Origin of the sequence: Pseudomonas poae (assembly GCA_028869255.1) — a bacterium.
Classification (GTDB): domain Bacteria; phylum Pseudomonadota; class Gammaproteobacteria; order Pseudomonadales; family Pseudomonadaceae; genus Aquipseudomonas; species Aquipseudomonas poae_C.
Genome location: CP110972.1, coordinates 5,214,352 through 5,229,818, shown reverse-complemented (window position 1 = coordinate 5,229,818; position 15,467 = coordinate 5,214,352). Strand labels below are relative to the sequence as shown.

At 60.7% G+C, this 15,467-nt stretch carries 12 protein-coding genes and 1 pseudogene; 11 read left to right on the top strand and 2 right to left on the bottom strand.

Features of this window, described 5'->3' with window-relative positions:
• Positions 1-75: 75 nt before the first annotated feature.
• The 7 genes and pseudogenes from rnr to dnaB all read left to right on the top strand — a co-directional run bounded on the left by rnr (position 76) and on the right by dnaB (position 7,345).
• A pseudogene (rnr, locus tag LRS56_23810) lies at positions 76-2,715 on the top strand (ribonuclease R).
• Entirely contained in the window at positions 2,712-3,467 is a 756-nt protein-coding gene (rlmB, locus tag LRS56_23805; protein ID WDU61791.1) for a 23S rRNA (guanosine(2251)-2'-O)-methyltransferase RlmB, read from the top strand. Before rnr ends, rlmB begins: the two are co-directional and overlap by 4 nt.
• 296 nt (positions 3,468-3,763) lie before the next feature.
• The gene (rpsF, locus tag LRS56_23800) at positions 3,764-4,186 is read left to right on the top strand and encodes a 30S ribosomal protein S6 (GenBank protein ID WDU61790.1); all 423 of its coding nucleotides are present in this window, start codon (positions 3,764-3,766) and stop codon (positions 4,184-4,186) included.
• A gap of 28 nt (positions 4,187-4,214) precedes the next feature.
• Complete coding sequence (gene rpsR, locus LRS56_23795) at positions 4,215-4,445, top strand: 30S ribosomal protein S18 (protein ID WDU61789.1); 231 nt, start codon at positions 4,215-4,217, stop codon at positions 4,443-4,445.
• Between the two features lie 36 nt (positions 4,446-4,481).
• The gene (locus LRS56_23790) at positions 4,482-5,375 is read left to right on the top strand and encodes a hypothetical protein (protein ID WDU61788.1); all 894 of its coding nucleotides are present in this window, start codon (positions 4,482-4,484) and stop codon (positions 5,373-5,375) included.
• Positions 5,376-5,393: 18 nt separating this feature from the next.
• Positions 5,394-5,840, top strand: coding sequence for a 50S ribosomal protein L9 (gene rplI / locus LRS56_23785; GenBank protein WDU61787.1), 447 nt, complete (start codon positions 5,394-5,396; stop codon positions 5,838-5,840).
• Positions 5,841-5,950: 110 nt separating this feature from the next.
• Positions 5,951-7,345, top strand: coding sequence for a replicative DNA helicase (gene dnaB / locus LRS56_23780; protein WDU61786.1), 1,395 nt, complete (start codon positions 5,951-5,953; stop codon positions 7,343-7,345).
• Between the two features lie 5 nt (positions 7,346-7,350).
• Here the strand turns inward: dnaB and LRS56_23775 are convergent, their stop codons facing one another.
• Both LRS56_23775 and LRS56_23770 read right to left on the bottom strand, forming a co-directional pair.
• A complete protein-coding gene (locus LRS56_23775) occupies positions 7,351-9,387 on the bottom strand; it encodes a hypothetical protein (protein WDU61785.1) in 2,037 nt (678 codons plus the stop codon).
• Positions 9,348-10,862 (bottom strand): hypothetical protein, encoded by a 1,515-nt coding sequence (locus LRS56_23770; GenBank protein WDU61784.1) that lies wholly within the window; start codon positions 10,860-10,862, stop codon positions 9,348-9,350. The genes LRS56_23775 and LRS56_23770 overlap by 40 nt, the downstream gene beginning before the upstream one ends.
• A gap of 116 nt (positions 10,863-10,978) precedes the next feature.
• On the opposite strand from LRS56_23770, the gene LRS56_23765 reads away from it, so the two are divergent.
• The 4 genes from LRS56_23765 (at position 10,979) to LRS56_23750 (ending at position 15,406) form a co-directional block, all read left to right on the top strand.
• Entirely contained in the window at positions 10,979-11,374 is a 396-nt protein-coding gene (locus tag LRS56_23765; protein ID WDU61783.1) for a hypothetical protein, read from the top strand.
• Between the two features lie 157 nt (positions 11,375-11,531).
• Positions 11,532-13,835 (top strand): YgiQ family radical SAM protein, encoded by a 2,304-nt coding sequence (locus LRS56_23760; protein WDU61782.1) that lies wholly within the window; start codon positions 11,532-11,534, stop codon positions 13,833-13,835.
• 205 nt (positions 13,836-14,040) lie between these two features.
• Positions 14,041-14,964 (top strand): NAD synthetase, encoded by a 924-nt coding sequence (locus tag LRS56_23755; protein WDU61781.1) that lies wholly within the window; start codon positions 14,041-14,043, stop codon positions 14,962-14,964.
• Positions 14,957-15,406 carry a hypothetical protein gene (locus tag LRS56_23750; GenBank protein ID WDU61780.1) on the top strand — a complete coding sequence of 150 codons (450 nt, stop codon included), beginning with the start codon at positions 14,957-14,959 and terminating at the stop codon, positions 15,404-15,406. The genes LRS56_23755 and LRS56_23750 overlap by 8 nt, the downstream gene beginning before the upstream one ends.
• Positions 15,407-15,467: the final 61 nt, after the last annotated feature.

Sequence of the window (15,467 nt, the reverse complement as noted above, 5' to 3'; positions counted from 1 at the left end):
TTGGCGTCTGAAATTTCCCGTTTCAATACGCGTATGCCAAACTAACCCGCATATAGACAAGGTGAAAATTCTCTAATGGCCGATTGGCAGTCCCTCGATCCCGAGGCCGCTCGTGAAGCGGAAAAATATGAAAACCCTATTCCTAGCCGCGAACTGATCCTGGCGCATCTCGCCGATCGGGGTTCGCCTGCTAGCCGCGAGCAGCTGGTTGAAGAGTTCGGTCTGACCACCGAAGACCAGCTCGAAGCCCTGCGCCGCCGCCTGCGTGCCATGGAGCGCGATGCTCAATTGATCTACACCCGCCGTGGCACTTATGCGCCGGTGGACAAGCTCGACCTGATCCTGGGCCGCATCGCCGGCCACCGTGACGGCTTCGGCTTCCTGATCCCGGACGATGGCAGCGATGACCTGTTCATGAGCCCGGCGCAAATGCGCCTGGTTTTCGATGGCGACCGTGCCCTGGCGCGTGTTTCCGGCCTGGACCGTCGCGGTCGCCGTGAAGGCGTGATCGTTGAAGTCGTATCCCGTGGTCACGAGACCATCGTGGGTCGCTACTTCGAAGAAGGCGGCATCGGTTTTGTCGTGCCGGATAACCCCAAGGTGCAGCAGGAAGTGCTGATCACTCCGGGCCGCAACGCCAACGCCAAGGTCGGTCAGTTCGTTGAGGTGAAAATCACCCACTGGCCAACCCCGCGCTTCCAGCCGCAAGGTGATGTGGTCGAAGTGGTCGGCAACTACATGGCGCCGGGCATGGAGATCGATGTCGCGCTGCGTACTTACGATATCCCGCACGTATGGCCTGAAGCCGTCGTGAAGGAAGCCCGCAAGCTCAAGCCCGAAGTGGAAGAGAAGGACAAAGAGAAGCGCATCGACCTGCGCCATCTGCCGTTCGTCACTATCGACGGCGAAGACGCCCGCGACTTCGACGATGCGGTCTACTGCGAAGCCAAGCCAGGCAAGCTGCGCCTGTTCTCCGGCGGCTGGAAGTTGTACGTGGCGATTGCCGACGTTTCCAGCTACGTGAAAATCGGTTCGGCCCTGGACAACGAGGCCCAGGTGCGCGGCAACTCGGTGTACTTCCCCGAGCGCGTGATTCCGATGCTGCCGGAAGAATTGTCCAACGGCCTGTGCTCGTTGAATCCTCTGGTCGACCGTTTGGCCATGGTGTGCGAGATGACTATCTCGAAAACCGGCGAAATGACCGATTACCAGTTCTACGAAGCGGTGATCCATTCCCAGGCGCGTCTGACCTATAACAAGGTCAGCACCATCCTGGAGCAGCCGAAAACCAGCGAAGCCAAAGCCCTGCGCGGCGAGTACGGCCATGTCGTGCCGCACCTCAAGCAGCTTTACGCGCTGTACAAAGTATTGCTGGGCGCTCGTCATGTGCGCGGTGCGATTGATTTTGAAACCCAGGAAACCCGGATTGTCTTCGGTTCCGAGCGCAAAATCGCCGCCATTACCCCGACCACGCGTAACGATGCGCACAAGCTGATCGAGGAATGCATGCTGGCGGCCAACGTGGCCACCGCTGAATTCCTGAAAAAGCACGAAATCCCCGCGCTGTACCGCGTGCACGATGGCCCGCCGCCGGAGCGTCTGGAAAAACTGCGCGCCTTCCTCGGCGAGCTTGGCCTGTCCCTGCACAAAGGCAAGGACGGCCCGACGCCGAAGGATTACCAGGCCTTGCTGGCCAGCATCAAAGACCGTCCGGATTACCATGTGATCCAGACCGTGATGCTGCGCTCCCTGAGCCAGGCGGTGTACAGCGCCGACAACTAGGGCCACTTCGGCCTGAATTACGAAGCGTACACCCACTTCACTTCGCCGATTCGCCGTTACCCGGACCTGCTGACGCACCGGGCGATCCGCAGCGTGATCCATTCCAAGCAGAACACCCCGCACGTCAAGCGCGCCGGTGCCATGACCATTCCGAAGGCGCGGATCTATCCGTACGACGAAGCGGCGCTGGAACAGTTGGGCGAGCAGTGCTCCATGAGCGAGCGCCGCGCCGACGAAGCCACCCGCGACGTGGTGAACTGGCTCAAGTGCGAGTTCATGAAGGACCGTGTGGGCGAGACGTTCCCGGGCGTGATCACCGCCGTGACCGGCTTTGGTCTGTTTGTGGAACTGACCGACATTTACGTCGAGGGTCTGGTGCACGTCACCGCCTTGCCGGGCGACTACTACCACTTCGACCCTGTGCATCACCGCCTGGCGGGCGAGCGCACTGGTCGCAGCTTCCGTTTGGGCGATACCGTGGAAGTGCAGGTCATGCGCGTCGACCTCGACGAGCGCAAGATCGACTTCGGCATGCCTGACAAGCCGGCCGAAACACCGAATGGCCGTAAAAAGCGTGGCAGCGAAACCGCCGCGCCGGCAGCCAAAGGCAAAGGGGCTCCTGCGAAAGCAGCGGCCGCCGAGCCTGCAGCATCCAAACCGGCCGGTCGTCGCTCTTCCGTCAAGGAAAAAGCCCCTGAGGCCTACCGTCCGAGCGACGCTGCGGCAAAAAATGCCGAAGTGCGCAAGAGCCGTGAGTTGAAGCAGCAGTTGCTCAACGAAGCCAAAAGCGGTGGTAAAGCGGCGTCTGGGGGAAAGTCCCACGGGGCGGAAAAGCCGTCGAGCAAGCCGAGTAAACATCGTAAAGGCCCGCCAAAAGCGGGCTCTGCCCCCGCGAAAAGCGGCGGGTCGCGCAAACCTAAGGCCAAGTCATGAGTCTGGAAAAAATCTACGGCGTGCACGCCGTAGAAGCACTGCTGCGTCACCACCCCAAGCGCGTCAAGCAAGTGTGGTTGGCCGAAGGCCGCAGCGAGCCGCGTGTACAGGCGCTGGTCGAGCTGGCCACCCAAAACAAAGTCGCCATCGGCCAGGCCGAGCGGCGTGAAATGGACGTGTGGGTCGAAGGCGTTCACCAGGGCGTGGTCGCGGACGTAAGCCCGAGCCAGGTCTGGGGTGAAGCGATGCTCGACGAGCTGCTCGACCGCACCGAAGGCGCGCCGCTGCTGCTGGTGCTGGACGGCGTGACCGACCCGCACAACCTCGGCGCCTGCCTGCGTTCGGCGGATGCTGCCGGCGCGCTGGCGGTGATCGTGCCTAAAGACAAGTCGGCGACGTTGACGCCGGTTGTGCGTAAGGTCGCCTGCGGTGCGGCGGAAGTGATTCCGCTGGTGGCCGTGACCAACCTGGCGCGCACCCTGGAGAAACTCCAGCAGCGCGGCCTGTGGGTCGTGGGCACGGCGGGGGAGGCTGAGGTCAGTATTTATGACCAGGACCTCACCGGCCCGACCATCCTGATCATGGGCGCCGAAGGCAAAGGCATGCGTCGCCTGACCCGTGAGCACTGCGATTACCTGGTGCACCTGCCGATGGCCGGCAGCGTCAGCAGCCTTAACGTGTCGGTCGCGACCGGTGTGTGCCTGTTTGAAGCCCAGCGCCAGCGTGGCGCCAAGGCCAAAGCCAAGAAGTAAGCAGTGCCCTGTGGGAGCCGGGCTTGCCCGCGATGACGGTGTGCCAGTCAGCAGAGATGTTGCCGGTGCCATTGTCATCGCAGGCAAGCCAGCTCCCACATTTGTTTTTGAGGTGTTTGGGAGATTGTTCAAATAATCACCAATCACCTTGCGCCGTTTCTCCCCCTTCTCTACAATTGCGCCCCTTGCCTTCCTGGCAGGCACCGATGTGCCTCCCTGCGGCAAGATCCATAAGTGTCATTCACTCCTTGTCTGACCGTTTTTGAGCGGCAGGCTACAACCCGTAAGGAGCATTCATGCGTCATTACGAAATCATCTTTTTGGTCCACCCGGATCAAAGCGAGCAAGTCGGCGGCATGGTAGAGCGTTACACCAAGCTGATCGAAGAAGACGGCGGCAAAATCCACCGTCTGGAAGATTGGGGCCGTCGTCAACTGGCCTACGCAATCAACAATGTTCACAAGGCTCACTACGTGATGCTGAACGTTGAGTGCACTGGCAAGGCCCTGGCCGAGCTGGAAGACAACTTCCGCTACAACGATGCAGTGATCCGTAACCTGGTCATCCGTCGCGAAGAAGCCGTTACCGGCCAATCCGAGATGCTCAAGGCTGAAGAAAACCGCAGTGAGCGCCGTGAGCGTCGCGACCGTCCTGAGCACGAAGGCGCTGATAGCGCTGACAGTGATGACAGCGACAACAGCGATAACGCTGACGAGTAATCCACGGACCTTTTAAGGAGCCTATCAAATGGCACGTTTCTTCCGTCGTCGTAAATTCTGCCGCTTCACCGCTGAAGACGTGAAAGAGATCGATTACAAAGATCTCAACACTCTGAAAGCTTACGTATCCGAGACCGGCAAAATCGTTCCAAGCCGCATCACCGGTACCAAAGCACGTTATCAGCGTCAGCTGGCCACCGCTATCAAGCGCGCCCGCTTCCTGGCCCTGCTGGCCTACACCGACAGCCACGGCCGCTGAGACCGGGCAGTCGACAAGTAGTAAGGGATTGAATGCATGCGCGCCTTAGCTGAGTTCATCATGCGCGGTCGTGTGCAGGCCACTCTGGTAGTGGCTGGATGTGCAGCATTGCCGTTGTTGTATTGGTTGGCTGCTGCTGCGGGTTGCCTTGTGCTCCTGCGGCGCGGTTTACAGGACGCCGTTGGTGTCCTGGCCCTGGGGTTGCTGGCCGGTTTGATCTGGTGGCTGCAATTGGGCGAACCCAAGGTGCTTATGGTGCTGTTGGGGTCGTCGAGCCTTGCGTTGGTTTTACGCGCAAGCGAGTCCTGGGTCCGCACGCTGCTGGTCAGCGTGGCATTGGGGTTGGTGTATTCAGTAGTGCTTGGCGCGGCTTTCCGCCCGCAAATCGAGGCGCTGGCGCAGGAGATCGTCAAGATCCTGCCCCTGGCCCTCGGGGATCTCTACCAGCAGTTGTCGGTAGATGAGCGAGCGCGCCTGGCGGCACTGATAGCACCGATTCTGGTCGGCCTGATGGCGGTAGTGTTGCAGATTGTCAGCGTGCTGAGCCTGATGCTTGGGCGTTATTGGCAGGCGTTGTTGTACAACCCGGGTGGTTTTGGTCGCGAGTTTCGCAGTATCAGAATCCCCGCGGGCCCGGCGATGTTGCTGCTGGCGCTCATGGCTGTCGGACCGTACTTCGGTTCATTGATGGCCTTGCTGGCGCTGTTTTGCAGCGTACCGCTGGTGTTTGCCGGATTGGCCCTGATTCATGGGCTGGTCGCGCAGAAGCGGCTGGCCAGGTTCTGGCTGGTAGGGTTGTACGTCACGCTGTTGCTGTTCACGCAGCTGATCTATCCGTTACTCGTGGTTTTGGCCATTGTCGACGGCCTGATTGATTTTCGCGGTCGTCTGGCGCCGAAAGACGCCGATAACGCGAACGGTGAAGGTTAAAAGTTAGAGGATTTTCACATGCAACTGATCCTTCTGGAAAAAGTCGCCAACCTGGGCAACCTGGGCGACAAAGTGAACGTTAAGGCCGGCTACGGTCGTAACTACCTGCTGCCTTACGGCAAAGCCACCGCTGCAACCGCTGCCAACCTGGCTGCGTTTGAAGAGCGTCGTGCTGAGCTGGAAAAAGCAGCAGCAGACAAAAAAGCTTCGGCCGAAACTCGCGCTGCCCAACTGGCTGAGCTGGAAGTGACTATCACTGCCACTGCCGGTGACGAAGGCAAGCTGTTCGGTTCGATCGGCACCCACGACATCGCTGATGCACTGACCGCCTCCGGCGTTGAAGTGCAGAAGAGCGAAGTTCGTCTGCCGAACGGCACCATCCGCAACGTAGGCGAATTCGACGTAGCCGTGCACCTGCACGCCGAAGTTGAAGCCACCGTACGCGTTGTAGTGGTAGCAGCTTAAGCAGCACGTAACTGACTGGCACCTCGCGTGCCGGGCGGTTAACATCGGGCACGATCCTGTTTACAGGTCGTGCCTTTTGTTTTTCTACACACCCCTAATTCCAAGTGGCCATGAACGATATTTCAGCTCCCGAGCAATACGATCTGCAAACCGCTGCCCTGAAGGTGCCGCCGCATTCCATCGAGGCCGAACAGGCCGTGCTCGGTGGTTTGATGCTGGACAACAACGCCTGGGAGCGCGTGCTGGATCAGGTCTCGGACGGTGATTTCTATCGCCATGACCACCGCCTGATCTTCCGCGCCATCGCCAAGTTGGCCGACCAGAACTCGCCGATCGACGTAGTGACCCTGGCCGAGCAGTTGGACAAGGAAGGCCAGACCTCCCAGGTCGGCGGCCTGGGTTACCTCGGTGAGCTGGCGAAAAACACGCCATCGGTCGCCAACATCAAGGCGTATGCGCAGATCGTCCGTGCGCGGGCCACGTTGCGTCAGTTGATCGGTATCGCCACCGAAATCGCCGACAGCGCCTTCAACCCTGAAGGCCGTACCGCTGAAGAGATTCTCGACGAGGCCGAACGGCAGATCTTCCAGATCGCCGAAGCGCGGCCGAAAACCGGCGGCCCGGTCAGCGTCAACGACCTGTTGACCAAGGCCATCGACCGCATCGATACCCTGTTCAACACCGACAACGCCATCACTGGCCTGTCCACCGGCTACACCGACCTGGATGGCATGACCAGCGGCCTGCAGCCGTCCGACTTGATCATCGTCGCCGGCCGTCCCTCCATGGGTAAGACCACCTTTGCGATGAACCTGGTGGAAAACGCCGTATTGCGCAGCGACAAGGCGGTACTGGTTTACTCGCTGGAGATGCCAGGTGAATCGCTGATCATGCGTATGTTGTCGTCCCTGGGCCGCATCGACCAGACCAAGGTTCGCGCCGGCCGCCTGGAAGATGACGACTGGCCGCGGCTGACCTCGGCGGTCAACCTGCTTAACGACCGCAAGTTGTTTATCGATGACACGGCGGGTATCAGCCCCTCGGAAATGCGTGCGCGTACCCGTCGCCTGGTACGTGAACACGGCGACATCGCCCTGATCATGATCGACTACCTGCAACTGATGCAGATCCCGGGTTCGGGCGGTGACAACCGTACCAACGAAATTTCCGAGATTTCCCGCTCGTTGAAAGCCCTGGCCAAGGAATTCAACTGCCCGGTGGTTGCCCTGTCGCAGCTCAACCGCTCCCTTGAGCAGCGGCCGAACAAGCGCCCGATCAACTCCGACTTGCGGGAATCCGGAGCGATCGAGCAGGATGCCGACGTGATCATGTTCGTGTACCGGGACGAGGTTTATCACCCGGAAACCGAATACAAAGGGGTCGCCGAGATCATCATCGGCAAGCAGCGTAACGGCCCGATCGGAACCGCACGCCTGGCATTTATCGGTAAGTACACACGCTTCGAGAACCTGGCGCCGGGCAGCTACAACTTCGAAGACGAATAACGCGGTCAGTGTGAGTTAGGCAGGGGGCCGAACAGCGCCCTGACCGTGGCCTCGTTGTACTGGTAGTTCCAGCGCAGCTCGGTGGCGGCTGGAATGTCCTCACTGGCAAACATTACCTTGATTTCAAAACGCTCCAGTGCGGCTGCGCCTGCCTGGACGTCGGCATTGAACACTGCCGCTTCAACGTTGTAACCCGACGCTGCCTGCCTGGCTGGAACCCCTCCCTCATACTCGAGAATCGTGTTGATCCGCGAAATTATATTGTCGCCTGACAGTACCGGTGGGGGTGCGGCGGGTGTGGGGGAGAAGGGTTTGACATCGATGATGTAAGGGTCTTGTCGAAAAGCTGCAATGTAATAAGGCAATAGCTCCCCGCCATAGACGCCGAGCGCTTCACCTCTTTTGATCGGTTTTCGGGTCATGACGGTGGCCTGACCGATCAGTGCCGCCTCTTCCGGGAATTTCTGATGGGCAGCGGTGAAGGGGACCACCTCGAGTTTGTCATCGTAGAGGCGTGCGACGTTCTCGAAACCTTCCCATTGGATGTAGGGCAGCACCAGCTGTTTGCTGAACAGGGTGGGTGAAGTGAGTGATTTGCCAAAGTTCTGCAGGCGCTTGATTCGCAGTGCGCGCCCTTGTTCGTTGCGCAATGGGTAGCGGCCATTGTTGGCACGATCATAGATGCGTCGATAGTTCTGGCTGTACTGATAACTGCGCTCGGAGCGCATGTGGGCCAACTCGTGCGGGGTGTAAAGCACCTTCACCGCGCCCTCTTCGGCCGACTCGTAGTCACTGGACGAGCGCGCCGACTCGAATTCGTCGCTGGAGTCCATGGGCGCGCCCCGTGGTGCGGGCACCTCTGGCATTCCGCCCATTAGCGCGCCTTTGGCAGGGTCAATTTCCCAACCGCCCGGCGTGGTTCGGCGCACATACGGCCTATAGGCCCTGAAAGGGCTTCGAGCATCGATCAGTTGCCACCCCAGGTCATCGGATTTGACTCGGTAGTAGTGCTGCTGATCCAGGATGTAGCAGGGGTAACTGCCGTCGGGAAGCGGCGGCGCCTGATAGATGCCGTCGGCGCGCAGGGTCATGCCCTGGGGAGGGCTTGGCTCGGCGAACAGCGTATCCAGCGCGGCGTCGTTGGTCTGCGACAGTGTTTGCGCGGCGGCGCTGGCCCGGCGCGGTGGATGTTGGGCGATTAGCGACAGGCTGCGTCGTTGGACAGCGGCTTTGAGGCTATGGGCGCTCGATCGGCTCACCAGCGCCTGGCGTAGCGGCTCGCCAAGGCTGCGTTCGAGGGTGCTGAACAGATCGCCCGGCAGGTGCAGGTCGGCGCCCTGGGTGTCTTGGGCGATGTACTGTTGACCCCGGCGAATCAGGATATGGCGCACGCTGTTAGGTTCGCTGCCGATGCTGCCCAGCAAGGGGCCGCTGTTGCTGTCGTCGTAGACCTCGATTCGCGCACCTGGCCAGCCAGGCAACTGCTCCAGGGCATACAGCATAAGCGCGATGCTGTCGGGGTTATGGGGGGCGTCGAGGTAAATGCCTTCACGCGCCCGTGCGGCGCGTATCGCATTGAGGTACTGGCCCGCTTCCCATTGCTGGTGCGGGGGCAGGCTTTTGTCCTGATGCAGGCGCTGCCGTTCGTTCTGGCTGAGGGTGGCTGCCATTTCTTCAACGTGGGTTTTGGACAGGCCGGGCGCCTGGGCAAGAATGTCTTTTTCAACCTCGGTAACCGCTGTTTCACGCACGCTATTGATCAAGGCAAACAGCTGCGGCTTTTGTTGCTGCGCCTGATCATGCAGGCGCAGGGCGAGGTTCTCCACCTTGCTGAAATAGTCGATATATGGCGTCGGTAGCAGTTTGTTGAAGTCTTCCTGAGGTAATTGCTCTTGCAGTGCATGCAGCAGTTCGCCGTTTCGCCAGCGCGTTGCCGAAACCTGAAGTTCGACCGTGCCTGCGCCATGGGTCAGCAGCACGTTGTGCTGTTCATCGACAATGTTCAGCCGGTAGGTCGCAGGCCACTCCGGCAGCGAGCACACCAGGTGGAACTGGATCTGCGGTGAGTAGGGCGTAAGCGTTTTGCCTTCAGCACGATCAATACTGAAGTCGTTGATCTCCTGCTCCAGGTTGAAGTGGCTGAGCGTGTCGCGCAGCAGGGGCGGGGGCGTGTCATGTCCTGATAGGTCTGGCGCAGGGTGAGGCTGTCCACGCCGCCCAGCAGCAGGATGGGCTCAACCGCGGGTTGGGTGATATTGGTTGCATCAGGCCCCAGACGCTTGATCAGTTTGAGGTCACTCCAGTCCTCGGGTTTTTCATGGGCGCAGCGCCAGCCGCCTACGGTATTGCTCAGCATCTGCGGCGAGTAAGCGTGCGGGGCGCTCGGGTGAGGCAGGTGCCATTGCTTGCCATCAGGCGTGAGTTGCACGGCGTGGTGCTGATCATCCAGTTTCAGATAACGCTGCTCTTCATGCAGGTAGACACCCTGGGTGTCGGCGGCCAGATGGGCGGGCAATGCCTTGGGGTGACGGTAGGGGGTCAGGTCTGGGTTCCATAGGCGCCAGCCCCGGTTGTGCACCTGCACCTTTACCAGGCGGGTGGCCACGCCGGCAGCCTTGATCGCGCCTGCCGTGGCGGCGGCCAGGGCGACGTTGTCCACCACGTCCAGCAGGTCGTTCAAGGCTTCGTCGCTGTCCCCTCGGCTCCAGGCGGCAAATCCATCGTAGACGCTGTTGATCAGTTGAACGGCGCTGACCATCAGCAGCACCTCCCCGACAATCGGAATAAACGACGCCGCGAAAAACAGCAGCGACTTGCCGATGTCTTCATAGCCCTGAAGGCGTTTTTGCCGGCTTAGCAGGTCGACATCGGCGGTGGGCACCGCCAGGGTGCGGGCTTCGCTTTGGATCTGGGTGATGCGCTGCCGGGCCATGGCCTGGAACAGGTTTCTTGGGATCGCGGTTACGCTCACTGGCTTGTCGAGGCTGGCGCGGTAGAGTTTTCCGGGCGTGGTCATGGACGCGTAATTAACCCAGGCCGGGTTCACTTTCAGCAGCGTCTGCTGGTGCTGCAACGGCGTAAGGCGCTCGAAGAACGTCAGGTAGCGTGGTTCCAGCAAGCGCTCGGCCAGGCTGTGCTCAAGGTCTTTCAGGGAAGGGTGCTGCCGAAACGCCGCCCTCGGGTCATCGGGGGTGTAGAGCAGGAAAGGCATGCCGATTGTCGGCGCTTGGATCACCAGGACGGCGGGCAGTACCACCTGGTTAATCGTCAGGTGGCCATAGCGGATGTCTGTGTGGTTTCCCGTACGCTGAAGGCTGTGCAGTTGCAAATGTTGCAGGGGGGTAAAGGCCTTTTGCATATAGGCCATATGCAGGGCAACCCCGAAGGCGTGTTGCGCCTGGGCGCGGAACAGCCCGCGCACCTGCGCGGCGGTGTGGGGTGCATTGGAGAGCGGCGCGGGTTCCAGGATGTCGCGTAAGTGCTGCTGGTACTGGCCCCCAGGTCCAGGCTGCGGCACAGGCTTGCGAACGCCGCCGGAGCCACGCCGGTCAGCACTTCAGCGGTTTTGGTTGCATTGTAAAGGCCGGTGCCGGCTTCCATGCCACCCGCTTGGGCTTCCGAGGCTTCGTAGTTTTGCAGGGCGGCTTCGAGCAAGGTTTGCCGAGTGGTGCGGGCGTGGTTTTTGATCAGCCCCAGCAAATGGCTATGCTTCCACTCGCGTATCAGGATCGCGTTCTCGTCCTCCAGCAAACCGAAAAAGCGCGTGCGCAGTGCATGGCGCAGCAGGGGGCAGGCGAAGGCTTCCGGGCTTTTCAGGGTCTGCATGAAGGCCTTGAGGTCGTGCCTGGCCTGGTTGCTGCCGATCAGGCTGTCGCGAAAGTCCCTGAGCAGGTCGGGCGGCGCCTGGGCGAGCCAAGTGGGCAGTTGGGCCTTGATAAAAGCCTTATGGTTGTCGGGCGGGCGCGTGTTCATGAAAAGACCATCGAAGCAGTGATTGATCTGCTCCAGCCTACTCAGGCGATGCGCTAACATCGGTTAGCCGGATAGCCCCGCGCAGCCGCCTATACGGGGTAGCGCGTGCTTGCGGATAACGAAGGGTTAAAAGCCGACCATTGCCGTCGGAATTGGTCAAAATTTGTGCTATATTCCGCGCCCGCGATTTTTCATCTCAACACCGGTCACCGTCATGCAAACAGCCAAGCCGTTATTTGACTATCCCAAGTACTGGGCCGAATGTTTCGGTCCTGCGCCATTCCTGCCGATGAGCAGGGAGGAGATGGATCAGCTTGGCTGGGATTCCTGCGACATCATCATCGTCACCGGTGATGCCTACGTTGACCATCCGTCGTTCGGCATGGCAATCATCGGCCGGCTGCTGGAGTCCCAGGGCTTTCGCGTCGGGATCATTGCCCAGCCCAACTGGCAGTCCAAAGACGATTTCATGAAGCTCGGCGAGCCGAACCTGTTCTTCGGCGTCGCGGCCGGCAACATGGACTCGATGATCAACCGCTACACCGCCGACAAGAAAATCCGCTCCGACGACGCCTACACCCCTGGCGGCATGGCCGGCAAACGCCCGGACCGCGCCAGCCTGGTGTACAGCCAGCGTTGCAAGGAAGCCTACAAGAACGTGCCGATCGTGCTCGGCGGCATCGAGGCTTCGCTGCGCCGCATCGCCCACTACGACTACTGGCAGGACCGGGTGCGCAACTCGATCCTGATCGACGCCACCGCCGATATCCTGCTGTATGGCAACGCCGAGCGCGCCATTGTCGAAGTGGCCCAGCGCCTGTCGTGGGGCCACAAGATCGAAGACATCACCGACGTGCGCGGCACCGCGTTCATTCGCCGTGACACGCCTGCTGGCTGGTATGAAGTGGACTCCACGCGTATCGACCGTCCGGGCAAGATCGACAAGATCATCAACCCGTACGTGAACACCCAGGACACCCAAGCCTGCGCCATCGAGCAGGAAAAGGGGCCGCAGGACGATCCGGACGAAGCCAAGGTCGTGCAGATCCTGGCCAGCCCGCGCATGACCCGCGACAAGACCGTGATCCGCCTGCCGTCGGTGGAAAAGGTCCGTGGCGACGCGGTGCTCTACGCCCACGCCAACCGCGTGTTGCACCTGGAAACCAACCCAGGCAACGCCCGCGCCCTGGTGCAGAAACACGGTGAAGTGGACGTGTGGTTCAACCCGCCGCCCATTCCGATGACCACTGAAGAAATGGACTACGTATTCGGTATGCCTTACGCAAGGGTTCCGCACCCGGCGTACGGCAAGGAAAAAATCCCGGCCTACGACATGATCCGCTTCTCGGTGAACATCATGCGTGGCTGCTTCGGCGGCTGCACCTTCTGCTCGATCACCGAGCACGAAGGTCGCATCATCCAGAACCGTTCCGAAGAGTCGATCATTCGCGAAATCGAAGAGATCCGCGACAAGGTCCCAGGCTTCACCGGCGTCATTTCCGACCTCGGCGGCCCGACCGCGAACATGTACCGCATCGCCTGCAAGAGCCCGGAAATCGAATCCGCGTGCCGCAAGCCGTCGTGCGTGTTCCCCGGCATCTGCCCGAACCTGAACACTGACCACTCCTCCTTGATCCAGCTGTACCGCAGCGCCCGTGCGTTGCCGGGTGTGAAGAAGATCCTGATCGCTTCCGGCCTGCGCTACGACCTCGCGGTCGAGTCGCCGGAATACGTCAAAGAGCTGGTGACCCACCACGTTGGTGGCTACCTCAAGATCGCCCCGGAACACACCGAGGAAGGTCCGCTCAACCAGATGATGAAACCGGGCATCGGCAGCTACGACAAGTTCAAGCGCATGTTCGAGAAGTACACCAAGGAAGCGGGCAAGGAGCAGTACCTGATTCCTTACTTCATCGCCGCCCACCCGGGCACCACCGATGAAGACATGATGAACCTGGCCCTGTGGCTCAAGGGCAACGGCTTCCGCGCCGACCAGGTGCAGGCGTTCTACCCGTCGCCGATGGCCACTGCCACCGCGATGTACCACTCGGGCAAGAACCCGCTGCGCAAGGTCACCTACAAGAGCGACGCGGTGACCATCGTCAAGAGCGAGGAGCAGCGCCGTCTGCACAAGGCGTTCCTGCGCTATCACGACCCCAAAGGCTGGCCGATGCTGCGCGAAGCGCTGACCCGCATGGGCCGTGCCGACCTGATCGGGCCGGGCAAGGACCAACTGATCCCGTTGCACCAGCCGTCCACCGACAGCTACCAGAGCGCGCGTCGCAAGAACTCGACGCCGGCCGGCAGCCATAAGGTCGCCAAGGAAACCACCACCAAGATCCTCACCCAGCACACCGGCCTGCCGCCGCGAGGCAGCGACGGCAGCAACCCGTGGGACAAGCGCGAACAAGCCAAGGCTGCGGCGCAGGCGCGCAACAAGCAGGCCGCCAAAGAGCGCAGCGATGCGGCCAAGGGCAAGGGCGGCAAGCCTGCGCGCAAGCCGGTCGTGCCGCGTTGATCGCAGCCTGAACATGCAAAACGCCAGCCGTGTGCTGGCGTTTTGCTTTCTAGCCGCTGGGTAGCCTGTTTGTTAAGGTGGCGCCCATTGAATCGCCATCGCGGGCAAGCCCGGCTCCCACAGGGGAATGCATTCCAAATGTGGGAGCCGGGCTTGCCCGCGATGAGGCCAGTCTGGCCACCACCCCTTTCAAGGAAGAACACCCATGGGCAACCCCCTGGCCAGTATTGGCATGGATTCCAACCGCTCCCAGTTCATGGCGCGACAGCGCATCGAAAGCCAGATCAACCTGCCGCGCCTGTTCGCCGCCATTGACGCCGACCCCGCTATCGTCGGCGCGGGCGTGGTGTATATCGACGCCGATTTCAACGTGGTAACCCTGCGCGAGTTCCAGCCGATCTGCAGCATTGCACCCAAACGCATCATTTTGCGTGAAGCGCAGAAATACATCGCCCCGGCGCAGTTTGCGCAACAGGTGCAGGACAATCCCCGTGAATCACGACTGGTGGGAGAGGCGATCAACACATCCCTATCCTGCGCAGGCGCGATCATCGGTTGGATCGTCGTGCTCAGCGGCACCGTCGCCGTGCCGTTCACGGCGGGCGCGAGCAGCGTGATTACGGCCATCGGATATACCGCCGCCACCGCCAGCACGCTCCAGTGTTTTGCCAGCGGCTATCGCGTCAGCAATGAGATCAGTAATCCCGCCAAAAATGACCAGCTCGACAGCGCGCAGTGGTATCAGTACACGATGATCGCGCTGGACGCTGCGTCTTTGATAGGGGTTGGTGCGTCGACGCTGACCACGGTAAAACTGGTGCGCTTGAATCAGGCCACCACCGGCAAGAGCGTGAGGGACGTGCTGCGAGGGTTGAACCGGCAAGAGCGCGCCAAGCTGACGAAAGAGCTGCTCAGCATCCAGGATCCGCGCATCAGCGCCAAAATGCTCAAGTTGAAACAGTTGTCCGGCGAGGCGACCAAGCGTTTCACGCCGGCCCAGGTCAAGCATGCAACGGTGACCCAGATACAGGACGCCCTGGGCGCTGCCATCGGGTTTACCGGCAGTGCACTCTCGGGGAATGTGCGCACCATTGCCGTGGGGTTGTATGAGGAAATGAGCGATGAATGAGCTGCCCAGCATTCGCAGTTTTCTGGCGCACTATTTTCCGGTCTTCATGGGCGCGATTTTCGCGGCGGTGTTCAGCCTGGTGTTTGCGGTGCCGCTGATTTTCGACAGTTATTTCCCACGCTTGCCGCTGGACGACAACCTCAAGTATTCCTTTCTGGGGGGGCTCGCGCTGACGTGGGGCATCGTGCAGTGCAATTTCATGATCGCGCGCGGGCGGCCGCAGTGGGTATGGCCGCTGGTGATGCTGCTCGCACTGTGTTTTCTGGCAGTGCTGCCCACTATTACCTTTGGTCCGCATTGGCTGTCCTATGGCTTGAGCCTGTTGTTTCCCTTATTGGGATTGCTGCTGCTCAACAGCAAGCGTCACCGCGAAATGCGCCACAAACTGGTTGAAGTGCGACGGCTGCGCCAAGCCATCATCGCTAAGCACAAGGCTCGCTAACTGGGTAGATTCACCACTGATCCTCGAACGCACGCCACAAATATGTGCGTCACTTGCACCA

Excerpts from the sequence above, each read along its gene's own strand:
- rlmB (WDU61791.1), top strand. The coding sequence starts at position 2,712 with ATGAGTCTGGAAAAAATCTACGGCGTGCACGCCGTAGAAGCACTGCTG.
- rpsF (WDU61790.1), top strand. The coding sequence starts at position 3,764 with ATGCGTCATTACGAAATCATCTTTTTGGTCCACCCGGATCAAAGCGAG.
- rpsR (WDU61789.1), top strand. The coding sequence starts at position 4,215 with ATGGCACGTTTCTTCCGTCGTCGTAAATTCTGCCGCTTCACCGCTGAA.
- LRS56_23790 (WDU61788.1), top strand. The coding sequence starts at position 4,482 with ATGCGCGCCTTAGCTGAGTTCATCATGCGCGGTCGTGTGCAGGCCACT.
- rplI (WDU61787.1), top strand. The coding sequence starts at position 5,394 with ATGCAACTGATCCTTCTGGAAAAAGTCGCCAACCTGGGCAACCTGGGC.
- dnaB (WDU61786.1), top strand. The coding sequence starts at position 5,951 with ATGAACGATATTTCAGCTCCCGAGCAATACGATCTGCAAACCGCTGCC.
- LRS56_23760 (WDU61782.1), top strand. The coding sequence starts at position 11,532 with ATGCAAACAGCCAAGCCGTTATTTGACTATCCCAAGTACTGGGCCGAA.
- LRS56_23755 (WDU61781.1), top strand. The coding sequence starts at position 14,041 with ATGGGCAACCCCCTGGCCAGTATTGGCATGGATTCCAACCGCTCCCAG.
- LRS56_23750 (WDU61780.1), top strand. The coding sequence starts at position 14,957 with ATGAATGAGCTGCCCAGCATTCGCAGTTTTCTGGCGCACTATTTTCCG.